This window comes from Halobellus sp. Atlit-38R (assembly GCF_003665925.1).
In the GTDB taxonomy this organism is placed as follows: Archaea; Halobacteriota; Halobacteria; order Halobacteriales; family Haloferacaceae; genus Haloquadratum; species Haloquadratum inordinatus.
Genome location: NZ_QXIJ01000397.1, coordinates 1 through 436, shown reverse-complemented (window position 1 = coordinate 436; position 436 = coordinate 1). Strand labels below are relative to the sequence as shown.

General features: G+C 62.6%; 1 pseudogene. It reads right to left on the bottom strand.

Annotated elements, in window-relative coordinates:
* A pseudogene (locus D3D02_RS20045) lies at positions 1 to 129 on the bottom strand (phosphotransferase family protein); the annotation flags it as partial.
* Positions 130 to 436 lie beyond the last annotated feature (307 nt).

Below are 436 nucleotides of genomic sequence, written 5' to 3'. Positions count from 1 at the left end.
TAACAGCGTCTCGTTCGAGTGGCCCTCCGCGTGTCGCTCGACGGCGAAGGCGTCCGCCGGCCCGAACTCCCGCGCGAGGTACGCGCCGAGCGCGTCGTCGTCGACCAGCCGATCGAGGTAGTCGGTCACGGCCGATCGGCCTCCGTCCGAGTCGGGCCGAAGGCGACCGCACCCGAGCCGCCTCCGCCCGAACGGCTTTTATTCGTCGTGGGAGGATCGACTAACATTGTAAATCAATCTGTGGTAGAAATCCGTTCGTGTTCTCGTATTATAGATTTTTGGGGAATCTGTCCGGAACTTCTATTTACATTGCTAAACAGTGATCGGTATGGCGTACGACGACATCGGACGCGGACCCGAGGTCGCGGACGCCGTCAGGGAGTTCGTCGAGGAGACGGTGCTCCCCGTCGAGCGCGAGTGGCTCGGTCGGGGGCCG